This window comes from Variovorax sp. Varisp36, assembly GCF_047304235.1.
GTDB lineage: Bacteria > Pseudomonadota > Gammaproteobacteria > Burkholderiales > Burkholderiaceae_C > Variovorax.
The window spans coordinates 17,273-33,779 of the sequence record NZ_JBGLYU010000022.1 but is presented as its reverse complement, the minus strand read 5'-3'; the positions used below and the strand labels follow the sequence as shown (position 1 = coordinate 33,779).

The 16,507-nt window shown below is 64.2% G+C and carries 14 protein-coding genes and 1 pseudogene; 2 read left to right on the top strand and 13 right to left on the bottom strand.

The window, feature by feature from the left end; translation table 11 throughout:
* Position 1: 1 nt before the first annotated feature.
* The 4 genes from ACCD11_RS14990 to ACCD11_RS14975 are packed head-to-tail and all read right to left on the bottom strand — an operon-like array spanning position 2 to position 3,325.
* Positions 2-1,108, bottom strand: coding sequence for an S-(hydroxymethyl)glutathione dehydrogenase/class III alcohol dehydrogenase (locus ACCD11_RS14990; RefSeq protein WP_413314457.1), 1,107 nt, complete (start codon positions 1,106-1,108; stop codon positions 2-4).
* A 39-nt stretch (positions 1,109-1,147) separates the two neighbouring features.
* Positions 1,148-1,798, bottom strand: coding sequence for a glutathione S-transferase family protein (locus ACCD11_RS14985; RefSeq protein WP_413314455.1), 651 nt, complete (start codon positions 1,796-1,798; stop codon positions 1,148-1,150).
* Positions 1,795-2,637 carry an aromatic ring-hydroxylating dioxygenase subunit alpha gene (locus ACCD11_RS14980; protein ID WP_413314453.1) on the bottom strand — a complete coding sequence of 281 codons (843 nt, stop codon included), beginning with the start codon at positions 2,635-2,637 and terminating at the stop codon, positions 1,795-1,797. Before ACCD11_RS14980 ends, ACCD11_RS14985 begins: the two co-directional genes overlap by 4 nt.
* Before the next feature lie 10 nt (positions 2,638-2,647).
* Complete coding sequence (locus ACCD11_RS14975; RefSeq protein WP_413314451.1) at positions 2,648-3,325, bottom strand: Rieske 2Fe-2S domain-containing protein; 678 nt, start codon at positions 3,323-3,325, stop codon at positions 2,648-2,650.
* A 195-nt stretch (positions 3,326-3,520) separates the two neighbouring features.
* Between ACCD11_RS14975 and ACCD11_RS14970 the strand changes: the two genes are divergently transcribed.
* Positions 3,521-4,492: a LysR family transcriptional regulator gene (locus tag ACCD11_RS14970; protein ID WP_413314449.1), complete on the top strand. Its 972-nt coding sequence runs from the start codon at positions 3,521-3,523 to the stop codon at positions 4,490-4,492.
* A 27-nt stretch (positions 4,493-4,519) separates the two neighbouring features.
* The gene (gene aroQ / locus ACCD11_RS14965) at positions 4,520-4,960 is read left to right on the top strand and encodes a type II 3-dehydroquinate dehydratase (protein WP_007835124.1); all 441 of its coding nucleotides are present in this window, start codon (positions 4,520-4,522) and stop codon (positions 4,958-4,960) included.
* A 70-nt stretch (positions 4,961-5,030) separates the two neighbouring features.
* Here aroQ and ACCD11_RS14960 read toward each other — a convergent pair whose 3' ends face one another.
* From ACCD11_RS14960 to asd, 9 genes and pseudogenes are all read right to left on the bottom strand, one after another.
* A complete protein-coding gene (locus ACCD11_RS14960) occupies positions 5,031-6,554 on the bottom strand; it encodes a SpoVR family protein (RefSeq protein ID WP_007835130.1) in 1,524 nt (507 codons plus the stop codon).
* Complete coding sequence (locus ACCD11_RS14955; protein ID WP_007835132.1) at positions 6,551-7,843, bottom strand: YeaH/YhbH family protein; 1,293 nt, start codon at positions 7,841-7,843, stop codon at positions 6,551-6,553. Before ACCD11_RS14955 ends, ACCD11_RS14960 begins: the two co-directional genes overlap by 4 nt.
* A 48-nt stretch (positions 7,844-7,891) precedes the next feature.
* A complete protein-coding gene (locus tag ACCD11_RS14950; RefSeq protein WP_413314447.1) occupies positions 7,892-9,814 on the bottom strand; it encodes a PrkA family serine protein kinase in 1,923 nt (640 codons plus the stop codon).
* A 681-nt stretch (positions 9,815-10,495) separates the two neighbouring features.
* Complete coding sequence (dnaJ, locus tag ACCD11_RS14945; RefSeq protein ID WP_007835135.1) at positions 10,496-11,635, bottom strand: molecular chaperone DnaJ; 1,140 nt, start codon at positions 11,633-11,635, stop codon at positions 10,496-10,498.
* A gap of 108 nt (positions 11,636-11,743) precedes the next feature.
* A complete protein-coding gene (gene dnaK / locus ACCD11_RS14940; RefSeq protein ID WP_007835137.1) occupies positions 11,744-13,681 on the bottom strand; it encodes a molecular chaperone DnaK in 1,938 nt (645 codons plus the stop codon).
* 112 nt (positions 13,682-13,793) lie between these two features.
* A complete protein-coding gene (gene grpE / locus ACCD11_RS14935) occupies positions 13,794-14,369 on the bottom strand; it encodes a nucleotide exchange factor GrpE (protein ID WP_413314446.1) in 576 nt (191 codons plus the stop codon).
* Between the two features lie 229 nt (positions 14,370-14,598).
* Positions 14,599-14,949 carry an FKBP-type peptidyl-prolyl cis-trans isomerase gene (locus ACCD11_RS14930; protein ID WP_007836448.1) on the bottom strand — a complete coding sequence of 117 codons (351 nt, stop codon included), beginning with the start codon at positions 14,947-14,949 and terminating at the stop codon, positions 14,599-14,601.
* A gap of 201 nt (positions 14,950-15,150) precedes the next feature.
* Positions 15,151-15,453 (bottom strand): annotated as a pseudogene (locus ACCD11_RS14925) (winged helix-turn-helix transcriptional regulator); the annotation flags it as partial.
* A gap of 176 nt (positions 15,454-15,629) precedes the next feature.
* On the bottom strand, positions 15,630-16,481 hold the full coding sequence (gene asd / locus ACCD11_RS14920) for an archaetidylserine decarboxylase (protein ID WP_042673904.1): 852 nt from the start codon (positions 16,479-16,481) through the stop codon (positions 15,630-15,632).
* Positions 16,482-16,507 lie beyond the last annotated feature (26 nt).

The following is a 16,507-nucleotide window of genomic DNA, read 5'->3' as shown; positions in this document are numbered from 1 at the left end:
CTTAGTAAAGGACGACGCCGCGGATGGACTCGCCGCGCTTCATCAGATCGAAGCCCTTGTTGATGTCTTCCAGCGGCATCGTGTGCGTGATGAGGCTGTCGATGTCGATCTTGCCTTCCATGTACCAGTCGACGATCTTCGGCACGTCGGTGCGTCCGCGTGCACCGCCGAAGGCCGAGCCTTCCCACTTGCGGCCGGTGACCAGCTGGAACGGGCGCGTGCTGATCTCCGCACCCGCCTCGGCCACGCCGATGATGATGCTGCGGCCCCAGCCCTTGTGCGTGCACTCGAGCGCCTGGCGCATCACCTTGGTGTTGCCGATGCATTCGAAGCTGTAGTCCGCGCCGCCGTCGGTCAGCTGCACGATGGCGTCGACGACGTTCTCGGTGTCCTTCGGGTTGATGAAGTGCGTCATGCCGAACTTGCGCGCCATGGCCTCGCGCTCGGGGTTCAGGTCGACGCCGATGATCTTGTCGGCGCCCACCATCTTCGCGCCCTGGATCACGTTCAGCCCGATGCCGCCGAGGCCGAACACCACCACGTTCGCGCCGGCTTCCACCTTGGCCGTGAAGATCACCGCGCCGATGCCGGTGGTGACGCCGCAGCCGATGTAGCAGACCTTGTCGAAGGGTGCATCCTCGCGGATCTTGGCCAGCGAGATCTCGGGCGCGACCGTGTAGTTGCTGAAGGTCGAGGTGCCCATGTAGTGGAAGATGGGCTTGCCGTCGAGGCTGAAGCGCGAGGTGGCGTCGGGCATCAGGCCCTTGCCCTGCGTGCCGCGGATCAGCTGGCACAGATTGGTCTTGCGGCTCAGGCAGAACTTGCACTGCCGGCACTCGGGCGTGTAGAGCGGAATGACGTGGTCACCCTTTTTGAGTGTGGTGACGCCGGGGCCCACGTCGACCACGATGCCCGCGCCTTCATGGCCGAGGATGGCCGGGAAGATGCCTTCGGGGTCGGCGCCCGAGAGCGTGTAGTAGTCGGTGTGGCAGATGCCGGTGGCCTTGATCTCGACCAGCACCTCGCCGAATTTCGGGCCCTCGAGGTCCACGGTTTCGATGGTGAGCGGGGCTGCGGATTTCCAGGCGACGGCGGCTTTGGTTTTCATGGCGGGTTTCGGGGGAGAAGCAAAAAACGTTAAGGATACTCAGGCAGGGCCGGCAGGGAAGATACCCGACATGCCGATAAACCCGGGCAGGTGGCGAACATTCCAGACCCAGTCTCTCAGCGCGGGGAATTCGTCGAGCGAAATGCCGCCCTCGCCAGCGAGCGCGACATACGGGAAGCAGGCAAGGTCGGCAATGGTCGGACCGGGCGCCGAGGCCAGCCAGTGCAGGCCGGCGCTCGCCTGTTCGGCGAGATGGTCGTCGAGCACGCGGAACACCGCGCGCGCGCCGCTGCGGCAGGCCTCGATGTCGAGGTTGTGGTAGCCGAGCGCATCGTGCAGCCGCGCGGCCGATGCCGTGCGCGTGATCTCGTCGGCGGTGGCGAGCCACATCGCGATCTGGCCGCGCAGCTTCGCGTCGCCGGGATACCACCGGCCTTGCGTGTCGTAGAAGCTTGCGAGGTACACCAGGATGGCTTGCGCATCGCGCAGCAGGAAGCCGTCGTCATCGAGCACCGGGAGCTGGCCGAGCGGGTCGACGTTTGCAATGAACGCGGCGGATTTGTGCTCGCGTCCCGGAAAGAAATCGACTGGCACCGTGTCGTACGCGATGCCCAGCCAAGCCAGCATCTGCCGCACCTTGAAGCAGTTGCCCGACAGCGGGTAGTCGTAGAGCTTGATCGTTGTCGTCATGCCGCAGCCCTCACGCCGAAGCGCATGCCGCGCTCGCGCAGCCAGCGCCGGTAGGTGACGGAGGAGGTGTCGCCGCGCGTCGGTGTCTCGGCGCGGCCTTCGAGCGGCATGCGCTTGAAGGCGTGGTTCTCGAGGATCGGCTTGTCCTGGCCGAAGATGGTGTGCTGGAAGGCGATGAGCTCGGCATTGGTGGAGTCTTCGTCGTAGCAGGCGAGGACGGTGTGGGCGATCACGTGTTCGTCGTCGATGGGCTGCAGGAAGAGGCCGATGGCGTCGAGTTCGCCCGCGCGAAAGCTCGATTTGTAGAGCATGGCCGAGAAGGGCTGCATTACACGGTACTTGTAGAGCACCTCGCTGCCCGAATCGTGCGCGGCAGAGGCGCGCGGCTGCCAGAAGCGGCAGTCGGTGGCCCAGATCTCACCGCTGCCGGGATCGACCTGCACCTCGTATTGCGCCACCTCGGTGTGTGGCACCTTGCCGAGGTAGTCGGCGTGCACGAAGGGAAAGTGCGCCATGTCGAGAAAGTTCTCGATCACGCGCAGGCCCGACACCGCCACGCCGATGCCGCCGCAGTCGACGATGCGGCGGCCGGGCTCGGCGTATTCCGGAAACTCGAAGAGGGGACGCGCGGGGCGGCCGCTCGGGCAGACCCAGAGATAGCCGTAGCGCGACTGCACGGCGAGCGGCCGGTCGCCAAGGCAGCAGTGAGGCGCGCCATCGGCATCAGTGCGGAGTTGCACGGTTTCGCCCAGCAGGCGGGTCGTCCGGGGCATGGGCGCGGCAGGCCCGACGACCAGCCAGTCGTCGAGCATGTTGGGATCGTCTGTGACGAAGGGCATGGTGGTTCCTTCAGCCTTGTGGTCGTGCTTCGATCTCGGAGCGCAGGTTCCGCGCGGCTGCGTGCAGCGTCTTCATCGCACTGGAGCCGGGGGCAGCCTCCGTCCACAGGTGGGCGAAGGTGAGCCGGGGCTGCGCTTCGAGCAGCAGCGCGACGGTCTTCACCTCGCTGAGCGTGCCTTGCCAGGCACCCGACCCAGCGTCGATTGCGAAGCCCTGCCGTGCGAGGGCTTCGCGCGCGGCCTGCGCGCCGGCGCGGACGGTCAGCGTACGGCAGAAGTGCCAGCCGGCCGGTACGGCGCCGGACAGCGACGGCGGTGCGGCGGAAATATCTTGCGCAAGGTTGACCCACAGCATGCCCGCGGCATCCACCGCGGCGAACACCTTGGCGCAGACGTTGCGCGGCGCCTGCATGGTCGGATGGGCCGGAATGTGGGTGCACTGTCCGCTGCCCGCGGCGTACTGCCAGCCGTGGTAAGCGCAGGAGAGGCGGTTTTCGATCACCTGGCCGAGCGTGAAGCGCACGCTTCGGTGCGGGCACCGGTTTTCCCACGCCTGGGCGGCGCCGTCGGCCGAGCGCCAGAGCGCGAGTTCCTGGCCCTCCGCAAAGCCGGCGACGATGTTGGCGCCGGGGCGCACGCCGGCGGAGGGCGCCACTGGATGCCAGGTGCAAGCGTGTGGATTCGTCATGCTGCCCCGGTTGAAAACAGGGTACGTCGGGTAGAGCTGCGCATGGGGTTTTCTCCGGTCGTGGGAGCTCGGGGCTCGGTGGGGATGGCATAGCATTCGGTGTGCCGCCAGCAAGCACCGAACCTACCGTTTCTGTTCCCTTGATGAAAGCCAAATGCCGAGACGCTACTTTTCATTCCTGAAACGCTGGCCCGCATGAGCCGCATCGATCTCGCGCTGATCGAAGCCTTCGTGCTCGTCGTGCAGAGCGGCAGCCTGACGAAGGCCGAGAGCCTGTCGGGTGTGTCCAAGGCCACGCTGAGCCGGCAGCTCACGCGGCTGGAGGAACTGCTGGGTGCGCAACTGCTGATGCGCAGTTCGCGCAGCGTCACGCCGACCGAGGCGGGGCGCGCGTTCTTCGCGCGCTGCGAAGGCCTGCTCGACGAGGTGACGGGCCGGCTGGAAACGGCGTGCACCGAAATCCAGGAGATCACGGCCGGCGTCTCGGGCAGCCTGTCGCTGCTGTCCGATACCCAGTTCAGCACCTCCTTCGTCTGCCATGTGGTGAAGCTGTTCCTCGAATCGCACCCCAACGTACGCTGCCATCTCGACGTGGCGAGTCGCCTGAACGCGCCGCAGATCGGCGAGGTGGACTGCTATGTCTGCTCGGAGCCGCCTGATGTGCCGAACCTTGTTGCCAAGCTGCTTGGGCGCCTGAACTACGGCCTCTATGCAAGCCCGCAGTATCTTGAGCGCCAAGGCATGCCACAGGCGCCCGACGAGCTGCTGCGTCATCGGTCGATCGTGATGAAGGAGGGCTCGGGGCCGTCGCAGGTGCTGCTGGTGTCTGGCGCGTCGGACAGCTATGCGTTTCGCCCGGAGCCGGCTTTCGAGACCAACGACCACTGGGTGATGAAGACCTTCTGCATCGACGGCTTCGGCATCGCGTTGCTGCCAGCCTTTTTCGCCCGGCCCGAAGTGGTGCAGGGCGTGCTGGTGCCGGTGCTGCCGCAATGGCAGCCGGAGCCGCGGCGCATCTACTGCGCCTTCCAGCGGCAGCGCTACATGGGACAGAAGCTGCGGGCGTTCGTCGATCTCATGGCGCGCTGCGTGGTCGACATCGATTCGTACAACTACTACGTCGGCTCGTCAGCAGCCAAGCCGCCCCGGGCGGTAGCGAGACCATAATGGAGGTCGCCTGACGCCTCATCCATCATGAAGAAAATACTCGTCCTCAACGGCCCCAATCTCAACCTGCTCGGCACTCGCGAGCCTGAACAGTACGGACGCGACACGCTGGCCGATGTCGAGCGCCTGTGCAAGGACACGGGCGCGAAGCTCGGCGTCGAGATCGAATGCCGCCAGTCGAACCACGAAGGCGTGCTGGTCGACTGGATCCAGGAAGCCGGCCGTGAAGTTGCTGCCGGCAACATGCTCGGCGTGGTGATGAACCCCGGTGCCTACACCCACACCTCGATCGCGCTGCACGATGCGATCAAAGGCGCGAGCGTGCCGCTGATCGAACTGCACATCTCGAACGTGCATGCGCGCGAGGAGTTTCGCCACAAGTCGTACATCTCGCCTGCGGCGCGCGGGATCATCGTGGGGCTGGGCGTGAAGGGCTACACGCTTGCCATCGCGGCCTTGGTTCCCTGAGGGGAGTTTTCGCGGAACACCGCGGAACCGGCTTTGCCGGGCCGCTGGTGCTGCCCCCTGCAAGGGGGGCTCAATACTGCTGCTTGGGCGCCGCGGCCTTCCAGCTGCGGCTGATGCGCCCGGCGCTGTCGATGCTTTCCAGGTGCACGTCGAAACCCCAGAGCCGGGCGACGTGCTTCAGCACTTCTTCCGCCCCGTCGTGCAGAGGCAGGTTGTTGCGCTGCGTGTGGCGCAGCGTCAGCGAGCGGTCGCCGCGTGTGGCCACGCTCCACACCTGGATGTCGGGCTCGCGGCTGCTGATGTCGTACTGGCGTGAGAGCGATTCGCGCAATGCGTGGTAGCCGCTGTCGTCGTGGATGGCGGACACCTCGAGCTCGGCCTCGCTCTGGTAGTCGCGGATCGAGAACAGGCGGAAGTCGCGCATCGTCTTCGGGCTCAGGAACTGGCCGATGAAGCTCTCGTCCTTGAAGTTGCGCATCGCGTAGTCGAGCGTCTTGACCCAGTCGGTGCCCGCGAAATCGGGGAACCAGCGGCGGTCTTCCTCGGTCGGCTTCTCGCACACGCGGCGCAGGTCGGTCATCATGGCGAAGCCGAGGGCATAGGGGTTGATGCCGCTGTAGGCGCGGTGGCCCACCGGCGGCTGGAAGATCACGCCCGTGTGCGAGCTGAGCCACTCCATCATGAAGCCGTCCGCCAGCTGGCCGCGGTCGTACATGGTGTTGAGCAGCGTGTAGTGCCAGAAGGTGGCCCAGCCTTCGTTCATGACCTGCGTCTGGCGCTGCGGATAGAAGTACTGTGCGATCTTGCGCACGATGCGCACCACCTCGCGCTGCCAGGGTTCGAGCAGCGCAGCGTTCTTCTCGATGAAGTAGAGCAGGTTCTCCTGCGGCTCCGACGGAAAGCGCCGCGCTGCATCGGACTCGGCCGCTTGCTCGGCCCGCCGGGGCAGCGTGCGCCAGAGGTCGTTCACCTGCTGCTGCATGTGGCGTTCGCGGTCGGCGCGCTGGATGCTTTCCTGCGCCAGCGAACGCTTCTGCGGACGGCGATAGCGGTCGACGCCGTAGTTCATCAGCGCATGGCAGGAGTCGAGCAGTTCTTCCACCGCATCGAGGCCGTGGCGCTCCTCGCACTCGGCGATGTAGTGCCGCGCATAGACCAGGTAATCGATGATGGATGAGGCGTCGGTCCACATCCGGAACAGGTAGTTGCCCTTGAAGAAGCTGTTGTGGCCGTAGGCCGCATGCGCGATCACCAGGGCCTGCATGGCCATGGTGTTCTCTTCCATCAGGTAGGCGATGCACGGATCGGAGTTGATGACGATCTCGTAGGCCAACCCCATGTGGCCGCGCTTGTAGTTCTTCTCGGTCGAGATGAACTGTTTGCCGTACGACCAGTGGCGGTAGATCATGGGCATGCCCACGCTGGCGTAGGCGTCCATCATCTGCTCGGCGGTGATGACTTCGAGCTGGTTCGGGTACACGTCGAGGCCGTAGCCCTTGGCGGTAAGGGCGATCTCGGTGTGGTAGGTCTCGATGAGTTCGAAGGTCCAGTCGGAAGGGCTGGGCAGGCGGTCGAGCGCTCGTTCGGTGATCATGATGCCACCCCTTCCTTCTTGAACAGATCGCGGAACACAGGGTAGATGTCTTGCGCGTCCGACACCTTGCGCATCGCAAAGTTGGGCTCGACACCCTCGAGCTGCTGGTATTCCTGCCACAGGTTCTGCTCGGTCTCGGCCACCTGCACGTAGGCGTAATAGCGCACCACGGGCAGGATGTCGTTGACCAGCAGCTCGCGGCAGCGGCCGCTGTCCTGGTGCCAGTTGTCGCCGTCGCTGGCCTGCGCGCCGTACACGTTCCACTCGCCACTCGGATAGCGTGCCTTGATGATCTCGTCCATCAGCACCAGCGCGCTCGACACCACGGTGCCGCCGGTTTCCGTGGCGTGGAAGAACTCTTCTTCCGTCACCTCTTGCGCCTGCGTGTGATGACGCAGGAACACCAGGTCGATGGTCTCGTAGTGCCGCGTGAGAAACATGTAGAGCAGCATGAAGAAGCGCTTGGCCATGTCCTTGCGCGCCTCGTCCATCGAGCCCGACACGTCCATCAGGCAGAACATCACGGCCTTGGCGCTGGGCACGGGCGTCTTCACGCGGTTGCGGTAGCGCAGGTCGATGGGGTCGATGTAGGGCACGTGCCGCATGGTGCGGCGCAGTTCGGCAATCTGCTCTTCGGTCTCGCGTATTTCCTTCTGGATGAGCGCCTGGTCGGCCTGCGGGTGCTGCTTCAGGTGTTCGAGGTGCGCTTCGAGGCGCTTGAGCTCCTTGCGAGGCTCGCCGCCCAGCGCGATGCGGCGGGCGAGCGCGCCGCGCATCGAGCGCACCACGTGCAGGTTGTTGGGCGAGCCGTCGCTCGTGAAGCCGGCCCGGTGGCTCTTCCACTCGGGCACGTCGGCGATCTGCGTGCGGATGAGGTGCGGCAGTGCGAGGTCGTCGAAGAACACGCGCATGAACTCTTCGCGCGTCAGGCGGAAGACGAAGTCGTCCTCGCCTTCGCCGCTGTCGCCGGCCTCGCCGCTGCCGGAGCCGCTGCTGCTTCCTCCTTCGGGGCGCTTGATGCGGTCGCCCTTCAGGTACTCCTGGTTGCCCGGATGCACGTATTCGCGGTCGCCGCCGCGCGCATGCCCGAACACCGGCTCGGACACGTCGTGGCGCGGCAGGGTCACATCTTCGCCTTGCTCCAGTTCGCGGATGTTGCGGCCGCTGACGGCGCGCCTCACCGCTTCCTGGATCTGCCCCTTGTAGCGCCGGAGGAAGCGCTCGCGGTTGCCAATGGACTTGTTCTTGCCCGATAGCCGGCGGTCGATGATCTGCTGCAGGATGGCCACGATGGTTTCAGAGCTCCTTGCAAAAAGAGGACGAACGAAGGGTCGTCGTTATGAACTCTTGCGCACCCGCAGGTACCACTCGCAGAGCAGGCGGACCTGCTTGGCCGTATAGCCCTTCTCGACCATGCGGGTCACGAAGTCTTCGTGCTTCTTCTGCTCGTCGGCGCTGCTCTTGGTGTTGAAGCTGATCACCGGCAGAAGCTCCTCGGTGTTGGAGAACATCTTCTTCTCGATCACCGAGCGCAGTTTTTCGTAGCTGGTCCACGCCGGGTTGCGCCCTGCGTTGCCAGCCCGCGCGCGAAGTACGAAGTTGACGATCTCGTTGCGGAAGTCCTTCGGGTTGCCGATGCCTGCCGGCCGCTCGATCTTCTCGAGTTCGGCATTGAGCGATGCGCGGTCGAAAACTTCGCCGGTGTCCACGTCGCGGAACTCCTGGTCCTGGATCCAGTAGTCGGCGTAGGTCACGTAGCGGTCGAAGATGTTCTGGCCATACTCGCTGTAGCTCTCGAGGTAGGCAGTCTGGATCTCCTTGCCGATGAACTCGGCATAGCGCGGCGCCAGCAGCTCCTTGATGTAGCTGATGTACTTCTGCTCGATCTCCGGCGCGAACTGCTCGCGCTCGATCTGCTGTTCGAGCACGTACATCAGGTGCACCGGGTTCGCGGCCACTTCGGAACTGTCGAAGTTGAACACCTTCGAGATGATCTTGAACGCGAAGCGCGTGGAGACGCCGCTCATGCCCTCGTCGACGCCCGCGTAGTCGCGGTACTCCTGGATCGACTTGGCCTTGGGGTCGGTGTCCTTGAGGTTCTCGCCGTCGTATACCTGCATCTTGCTGAAGGTGCTGGAGTTCTCGGGCTCCTTCAGGCGCGTGAGCACCGAGAGCTGGGCCATCATTCGCAGCGTTCCAGGGGCGCAGGGCGCCTGGGCCAGCGACGAGTTGCGCACCAGCTTCTCGTAGATCTTGATTTCTTCCGAGGCGCGCAGGCAGTACGGCACCTTGACGATGTAGATGCGATCGAGGAAAGCCTCGTTGTTCTTGTTGTTGCGGAAGGCCTTCCACTCGCTCTCGTTGCTGTGCGCAAGCACGATGCCGTCGAACGGGATGGCGCCGAAGCCCTCCGTGCCCTTGAAGTTGCTTTCCTGTGTAGCGGTCAGCAGCGGGTGGAGCACCTTGATGGGCGCCTTGAACATTTCCACGAACTCCAGCAGGCCCTGGTTCGCGAGGCACAGGCCGCCGGAGTAGGCATACGCGTCCGGATCGTCCTGGGCATAGGTTTCGAGCTTGCGGATGTCGACCTTGCCGACCAGCGAGGAGATGTCCTGGTTGTTCTCGTCGCCCGGCTCGGTCTTGGCGACGGCGATCTGCCGCAGCACGGACGGGAAGCGCTTGACGACCTTGAACTGGCGGATGTCGCCACCGTACTCCTCGAGCCGCTTGACGGCCCAGGGCGAGAGAATTCGGTTCAGGTAACGGCGGGGAATGCCGTATTCCTTTTCAAGGATCTCGCCGTCCTCGATCGAGTCGAAGAGGCCGAGCGGGGATTCGTTGACCGGCGAGCCCTGAATCGCGTAGAAGGGCACGTGCTCCATGAGCTGCTTCAGGCGTTCTGCGATCGAACTCTTGCCGCCGCCGACCGGACCCAGCAGGTAAAGGATTTGCTTCTTTTCTTCCAGCCCCTGGGCGGCGTGGCGGAAATAGGACACCACTTGTTCTATGGCGTCTTCCATGCCATAGAACTCCTTGAACGCCGGATAGATCTTGATGACCTTGTTCGCGAAGATGCGCGAGAGGCGAGGATCGTTGCGCGTGTCAACCAGCTCGGGATCGCCGATGGCCTTGAGCATGCGCTCCGACGCGGTGGCATAGGCCGTGGGATCGCGCTTGCAGATGTCCAGGTAGTCCTGCAGCGAGATGACTTCCTCGCGGGTGCGCTCGTAGCGGGCGGCAAAGTTGCTGATCACATCCATGGTCACGCCTCCATCAAGTCAGTGGGCTTTTGGCCCGATGGCTTGCAGCAAAGGCCTTGCGCAACACTTAAAGGTTGCCTGCCCATGGCTGCATGCCGCGGAAAACTCCCTTACTACAATCTGCTAACAATCAGCATAAAGCAAAGATTGAACCTGGCAAATCATTCTTAAATTCAGAACCACACCGGCAAGTAAAGTTCCACAAAAAACAAGGAACTACTTTTCGGATTTCAGTTAAATTCAAAGGCTCGCGTTCCTAATTCTCTCCGGGTGAAAACACCTATGCCTGATGGCCATCGTCCGTTTTTGCCTTTTCTCCGGGAAAGCACCGTCTATTGAGCCTTGGGCTCAAAAAACAGACGTCTCCTGCAATAACGCGCGATCTGTCGTTTGGTTTATTGCACATCGAAAAAAAATATAAAAGCAATCCCCGCGCCGCTTTTCGATGGGCGGCTTGCGCATGTTGGCGTGGGAAAGTTGCTTGGGTGCAGGTCGGCATGTCCCGCGAAGGGGCGGGACGTGCACCGTCGATGTGCCTGCCAAGGGTCGCCGCAGCGTCGATGCACCAGCTGCGGACCCCACATTGCAAAGGGCCGCTAAGCGGCCCTTGTTGGAGTCAGATGCATCCGCCGGAGGTGAAGTCTCCGGGGTCGCATGTCGGACGGAAGAAGCGGGTCCGGTTCAGCTGAAGAATTCCTTCGCCTTGTCGAACCAGCCCTTGTCGGTCGGGCTGTGCTTGTCGCCGCCCTTCCTGAGCGACTCGTCGAGTTCTTTCAGCACCTTGCGTTGGTGCTCGGTGAGCTTCACGGGCGTCTCGACGCGCACATGGCAGTACAGGTCGCCGGGGTAGCTCGAGTTCACGCCCTTGATGCCCTTGCCGCGCAGGCGGAACTGCTTGCCGCTTTGCGTGCCTTCGGGAATGTCGATGGCCGCCGCGCCCTTGAGCGTGGGCACGTTGATCTCGCCGCCCAGCGCCGCCGTGGTCATGCTCACAGGCACGACGCAATGGAGGTTGTCGCCGTCGCGCTCGAAGATCTCGTGCTTCTTGAGCCGGATCTCGATGTACAGGTCGCCCGGCGGGCCGCCGTTGACACCGGGCTCGCCGCTGCCGGTCACGCGCATGCGCTGGCCATCGTCGATGCCTGCGCGGATCTTCACTTCGAGCGTCTTGTTGCGCTTGATCTTGCCCTGTCCGTGGCACACGGTGCAGGGCTCGGGAATGATCTTGCCGCTGCCGTGGCAGGTGGGGCAGGTCTGCTGCACGCTGAAGAAGCCCTGGCGCATCTGCACCGCGCCCGCGCCGTGGCAGGTGGTGCAGGTGATGGGTTTGGTGCCGGGCTTCGCGCCCGAGCCGTGGCAGGTGTCGCACTCGTCCCAGGTCGGGATGCGGATCTCGGTGGTCTTGCCTTCGGCGGCCTCCTCGAGCGTGATCTCCATCGCATAGCTCAGGTCGCTGCCGCGGAACACCTGGCGCCCGCTGCTGGTGCGGCCGCGGCCGCCGCCACCGAACACGTCGCCGAAGATGTCGCCGAAAGCTTCCGCGAAACCGCCGAAGCCCTCTGCGCCCGGTCCGCCGCGCATGTTGGGGTCGACGCCGGCATGGCCGTACTGGTCGTAGGCCGCGCGCTTCTGTCCGTCGGACAGCATTTCGTAGGCTTCCTTCACCTCCTTGAACTTGGCCTCGGCCTCCTTCGAGGTGTCGCCGTGGTTGCGGTCGGGGTGGTGCTTCATCGCAAGCTTGCGATAAGCCTTCTTGATTTCATCCTCGCTCGCGTTCTTGGGGACGCCGAGGGTTTCGTAGTAGTCGCGTTTGGTGGCCATGGCAGGTCGATCAGCGGATCAGGGGAGCAGCGGGAACTCGGGCAGCTTGAAGCGAGAAAGGCTGGAGCACCCTTTCAGGTGTTCCAGCCTCGGTCAATGGACTGAAGATCAGCCCTTCTTGACTTCCTTCACTTCGGCGTCGACCACGTTGTCGTCGGCCTGCGCATGCGCAGCAGCTTCCGCGCCAGCCGGGCCCGATGCGCCCGAGGCGCCTGCGGCCGCCTGCGATTCGGCATACATCTTCTCGCCGAGCTTCTGGCTCGCGGTCATCAGCGTGTTGGTCTTTGCCTCGATCGCGGACTTGTCTTCGCCCTTGAGGGCTTCTTCCAGGTCCTTGATCGCGGCTTCGATCGCGTCCTTCTCGGCGGCTTCGAGGCTCGCACCATGTTCGCCCAGCGACTTCTTCACGCTGTGCACCATGGCTTCGCCCTGGTTGCGTGCCTGCACGATCTCCAGCTTCTTCTTGTCGTCGGCCGCGTTCAGTTCGGCGTCCTTCACCATCTTCTGGATCTCGTCCTCGGACAGGCCCGAGTTCGCCTTGATGGTGATCTTGTTTTCCTTGCCGGTGCCCTTGTCCTTCGCGCCGACGTGCAGGATGCCGTTGGCGTCGATGTCGAAGCTCACCTCGATCTGCGGCGTGCCGCGCGATGCCGGCGGAATGCCTTCGAGGTTGAACTCGCCCAGGGCCTTGTTGCCCGCGGCGATGTCGCGCTCGCCCTGGAACACCTTGATGGTCACGGCCGGCTGGTTGTCTTCCGCCGTCGAGAAGGTCTGCGCGAACTTCGTCGGGATCGTGGTGTTCTTGGCGATCATCTTGGTCATCACGCCGCCCATGGTCTCGATGCCCAGCGACAGCGGGGTCACGTCCAGCAGCAGCACGTCCTTGCGGTCGCCCGAGAGCACCTGGCCCTGGATGGCGGCGCCGACGGCCACGGCTTCGTCGGGATTCACGTCCTTGCGCGGTTCCTTGCCGAAGAAGGCCTTCACCTTTTCCTGCACCTTGGGCATGCGGGTCATGCCGCCGACCAGGATCACGTCGTTGATGTCGCTCACGCTGATGCCGGCGTCCTTGATGGCCAGGCGGCAGGGCGCGATGGTGCGCTCGACCAGCTCGTCGACCAGGCTTTCCAGCTTGGCGCGGGTGAGCTTGATGTTCAGGTGCTTCGGACCCGAGGCATCGGCCGTGATGTAGGGCAGGTTGATGTCGGTCTGCGCGCTGTTCGACAGCTCGATCTTGGCCTTCTCGGCGGCTTCCTTCAGGCGCTGCAGGGCCAGCACGTCCTTGCTCAGGTCGACGCCTTGCTCTTTCTTGAACTCGGCAATGATGTAGTCGATGATGCGCTGGTCGAAGTCTTCGCCGCCCAGGAAGGTGTCGCCGTTGGTCGACAGCACTTCGAACTGCTTCTCGCCGTCCACGTCGGCGATCTCGATGATCGACACGTCGAAGGTACCGCCGCCCAGGTCATACACGGCGATCTTGCGGTCGGCCTTGTCCTGCTTGTCCAGGCCGAAGGCCAGGGCAGCAGCGGTGGGTTCGTTGATGATGCGCTTCACGTCGAGGCCCGCGATGCGGCCGGCGTCTTTCGTGGCCTGGCGCTGGGCATCGTTGAAGTAGGCCGGCACCGTGATCACGGCTTCGGTCACGGTTTCGCCGAGGTAGTCTTCGGCCGTCTTCTTCATCTTGCGCAGGATGTCGGCGCTGACTTGCTGCGGGGCGATCTTCTTGCCGCGCACTTCCACCCATGCGTCGCCGTTGTCGGCCTTGGCGATGGTGTAGGGCATCAGGTCGATGTCCTTCTGGACTTCCTTTTCCTCGAACTTGCGGCCGATCAGGCGCTTGATCGCGTACAGCGTGTTCTTGGGGTTGGTGACGGCCTGGCGCTTGGCCGAGGCACCGACCAGCACTTCACCGTCTTCCTGATAAGCGACGATCGACGGCGTGGTGCGTGCACCTTCCGAGTTCTCGATCACACGCGTAGTGTTGCCTTCCATGATCGACACGCACGAGTTGGTGGTGCCGAGGTCGATGCCGATGATCTTTGCCATGTTCTTACTCCTGAAAGCCTGAAAAATATGTTGTTATGAACTTGTGGATAACCCAGCTCGATTCAAGGGATGGAGCGGGGATTTCCTGTGGGAATCTTGTGTGCCGCGCCGATTACTTCGGCGCGCTGACCGTGACCAGCGCCGGGCGCAGCACCCGGTCGTTGATGGTGTAGCCCTTCTGCAGCACGCTCACCACGGTGTTGGGTTCCTGCTCGGGAGCGGGCACCACCGAGATGGCTTGGTGCTGGTGCGGATCGAACTTGGTGCCGGGCGCGGGGGCTACTTCGATCACCTTGTTGCGTTCGAGCGCGCTCTTGAGCTGGCGCAGCGTGGCTTCAGCGCCTTCGCGGATCTGCTCGGGCGTGGCGTCCTTGATGGCCAGGCCGGCTTCGAGGCTGTCGGTCACCGGCAGCAAGCTCTCGGCAAAGGCCTCGACGGCGAACTTGCGGGCCTTGGTGATCTCGTCGTCGGCGCGGCGGCGGGCGTTCTGCACGTCGGCCTGCGCGCGCAGGTACTGGTCGGCCAGTTCGGCATTCTTGGTCTGCAGGGCAGCGAGCTCGCCTTGTGCCACGGCCAGGGCGTCGAGCGCCTCGGCTTCATTGGCGGCTTGCGCTGCCTCCAGTTCTTCGGGGCTTGGCTCGCCTTGCAGCATTTGGGAATTCTGTGCGGATTGTTGCGGGTCAGACATTTTTCAAAGAACCGGCGTGCGCCGGAAAACAAACGATAGCCAGCCACATGGGGCTGCTCTAAAGCTTTTCAAGCGTAAAAATGCGGCCGAAAGGGCCGTAATACGGGTCGCGAAGTGGTTTTCGCGAGGGACACCGAGGAACCGGCTTCGCCGGGCCTCAGGTGTCGCCCCCGGTAGGGGGTTGGCGCAGCGGACACGAAGTGCCGCGCAGCCTGGGGGCGAGCCCTGATCAGTGGGCGTCGAGCAGCTCGACGTCGAACTTCAGGGTGGCGTTCGGGGGGATCACGCCGCCGGCGCCGCGGGCACCGTAGCCCAGCGATGCGGGAATGATCAGCGTGCGCTTGCCGCCGATCTTCATGCCGGCGACGCCTTCGTCCCAGCCCTTGATGACCTGGCCGGCGCCCAGCGAGAACGCGAAGGGGTCGTTGCGGTCGCGGCTGGAGTCGAACTTGGCGCCTTGCGTGCCGTCGTTGTAGAGCCAGCCGGTGTAGTGCACGTGCACGTGCTGGCCGGCCTTGGCTTCGGTGCCGGTGCCGACTTCGGTGTCTTCGTATTGCAGGCCGGAGGGGGTGGTGGGCATGGGAAACGCTCCTTGCGTCGATGTGAGATCAATGGATCGAAGGCGCGGAGTTTACCGAGGCCGGGCAGGGCGACCTGTCGTCCTTCAGGTCTGGCTGGTGTCGTCGGAGGGCGGCGCGGGTGTGGGAGCAGGGGCCGCCGCAGGGGCCGGAGCGGGTGCGGCCGCTGGCGAAGCTGCGGCGGCTGGTGCCGGGGCTGCTGCCTTCTTGAGCTGCCCCAGTTGCCACTTGCCTGCGAAGGCCTGCAGGTCGGACAGGCGCTTGAGCAGGTCTTGCCCGCTCAGCGTGAGGCTGTAGCCGTCGCTGCCGTGGCCGACGATGCCGGCCTCGCGCAGTTCCTTGATGCGGGTGTTGAGCGTGTTGGGAGTGATGCCGCCCACGCTGTCCTGCAGCAGCCGGAAGGTCTGCGCATGGCCATCGCGCAGGGCCCAGAGCACGCGCAGTGCATAACGGGCTTCGAGCAGGGCGAGCAGCTGGCTGACGGCTGCGTTTTCCTTGGTACTCATCGACATCATCTCCTCGAAGCTGGGCGGGCCGTCGACCTTGGGGCAGGGCGATGCTTCGCGTTCTTGTGGTGGGTTACGGACCGTTTCGTTGGCCGGCGACTATAGCGCAAATGATGAGGATGCTACTAGTTTTATAGCTGCCAGGGCATACTGCATGCGGGTTGTGAGACAAAGCCTCACAAGTTGGCGTAGTCGGCCATGGCTTCGCCCAGCCGGATCGCGCGGCCTGGCGACCACGCCGGGTTGAAGGCCAGCGCAGGCGCCGGGAAGAGCATGACCACTGTCGAGCCGAGCAAGAAACGGCCCATCTCGTCGCCCTTGCGGATGTCGATCTGCCGGTCGTTGTAGCTCCACTCGCGCAGTTCGCCCACGCGCGGCGGATTGACCACGCCGTGCCACACAGTGGCCATGCTGCCGACGATGGTGGCACCCACCAGCACCAGCACGAAGGGCCCGTGCGCCGATTCGAAGACGCACACCACGCGCTCGTTGCGTGCGAACAGGCCGGGCACGCCGCGCGCCGTGGTCGGGTTCACCGAGAACAGGTCGCCCGGCACATGGATCATGCGCACCAGCCGCCCGTCGCAGGGCATGTGGATGCGGTGGTAGTCCTTCGGGCTCAGGTAGAGCGTCGCGAAGCTGCCGTGCGCGAACTTCGCGGCCAGCGCGGCGTCGCCGCCGACCAGCGCGGTGGTCGTGTAGTCGTGGCCCTTGGCCTGGAAGATCTGGTCGCCGCGGATCGCGCCGAACTGGCTGATCGCGCCGTCCACGGGGCAGACCAGGTCTGCCTGTGCGAGCGGCCGCGCGCCGGGCTTGAGCGCGCGCGTGAAGAACTGGTTGAAGCTCTTGTAGTGGTGGATGTCCGACTCGAGCGCCTCGCCCATGTCCACGCCGTACTTGGCCACGAAGCGCCGGATGATCCACGTCGTGACGGCGCCCCGTTCCTTGCCCGCGACCCAGCCGGCGAAATTGGTCAGGGCCTGCTTGGGGAACAGGTATTGGGGCAGTACTGCGGAGCGGTCGGACACGTGGGAGAAGCCTGGAATGCGGAATC

Excerpts from the sequence above, each read along its gene's own strand:
- ACCD11_RS14990 (WP_413314457.1), bottom strand. The coding sequence starts at position 1,108 with ATGAAAACCAAAGCCGCCGTCGCCTGGAAATCCGCAGCCCCGCTCACC.
- ACCD11_RS14985 (WP_413314455.1), bottom strand. The coding sequence starts at position 1,798 with ATGACGACAACGATCAAGCTCTACGACTACCCGCTGTCGGGCAACTGC.
- ACCD11_RS14980 (WP_413314453.1), bottom strand. The coding sequence starts at position 2,637 with ATGCCCTTCGTCACAGACGATCCCAACATGCTCGACGACTGGCTGGTC.
- ACCD11_RS14975 (WP_413314451.1), bottom strand. The coding sequence starts at position 3,325 with ATGACGAATCCACACGCTTGCACCTGGCATCCAGTGGCGCCCTCCGCC.
- ACCD11_RS14970 (WP_413314449.1), top strand. The coding sequence starts at position 3,521 with ATGAGCCGCATCGATCTCGCGCTGATCGAAGCCTTCGTGCTCGTCGTG.
- aroQ (WP_007835124.1), top strand. The coding sequence starts at position 4,520 with ATGAAGAAAATACTCGTCCTCAACGGCCCCAATCTCAACCTGCTCGGC.
- ACCD11_RS14960 (WP_007835130.1), bottom strand. The coding sequence starts at position 6,554 with ATGATCACCGAACGAGCGCTCGACCGCCTGCCCAGCCCTTCCGACTGG.
- ACCD11_RS14950 (WP_413314447.1), bottom strand. The coding sequence starts at position 9,814 with ATGGATGTGATCAGCAACTTTGCCGCCCGCTACGAGCGCACCCGCGAG.
- dnaJ (WP_007835135.1), bottom strand. The coding sequence starts at position 11,635 with ATGGCCACCAAACGCGACTACTACGAAACCCTCGGCGTCCCCAAGAAC.
- dnaK (WP_007835137.1), bottom strand. The coding sequence starts at position 13,681 with ATGGCAAAGATCATCGGCATCGACCTCGGCACCACCAACTCGTGCGTG.
- grpE (WP_413314446.1), bottom strand. The coding sequence starts at position 14,369 with ATGTCTGACCCGCAACAATCCGCACAGAATTCCCAAATGCTGCAAGGC.
- ACCD11_RS14930 (WP_007836448.1), bottom strand. The coding sequence starts at position 14,949 with ATGCCCACCACCCCCTCCGGCCTGCAATACGAAGACACCGAAGTCGGC.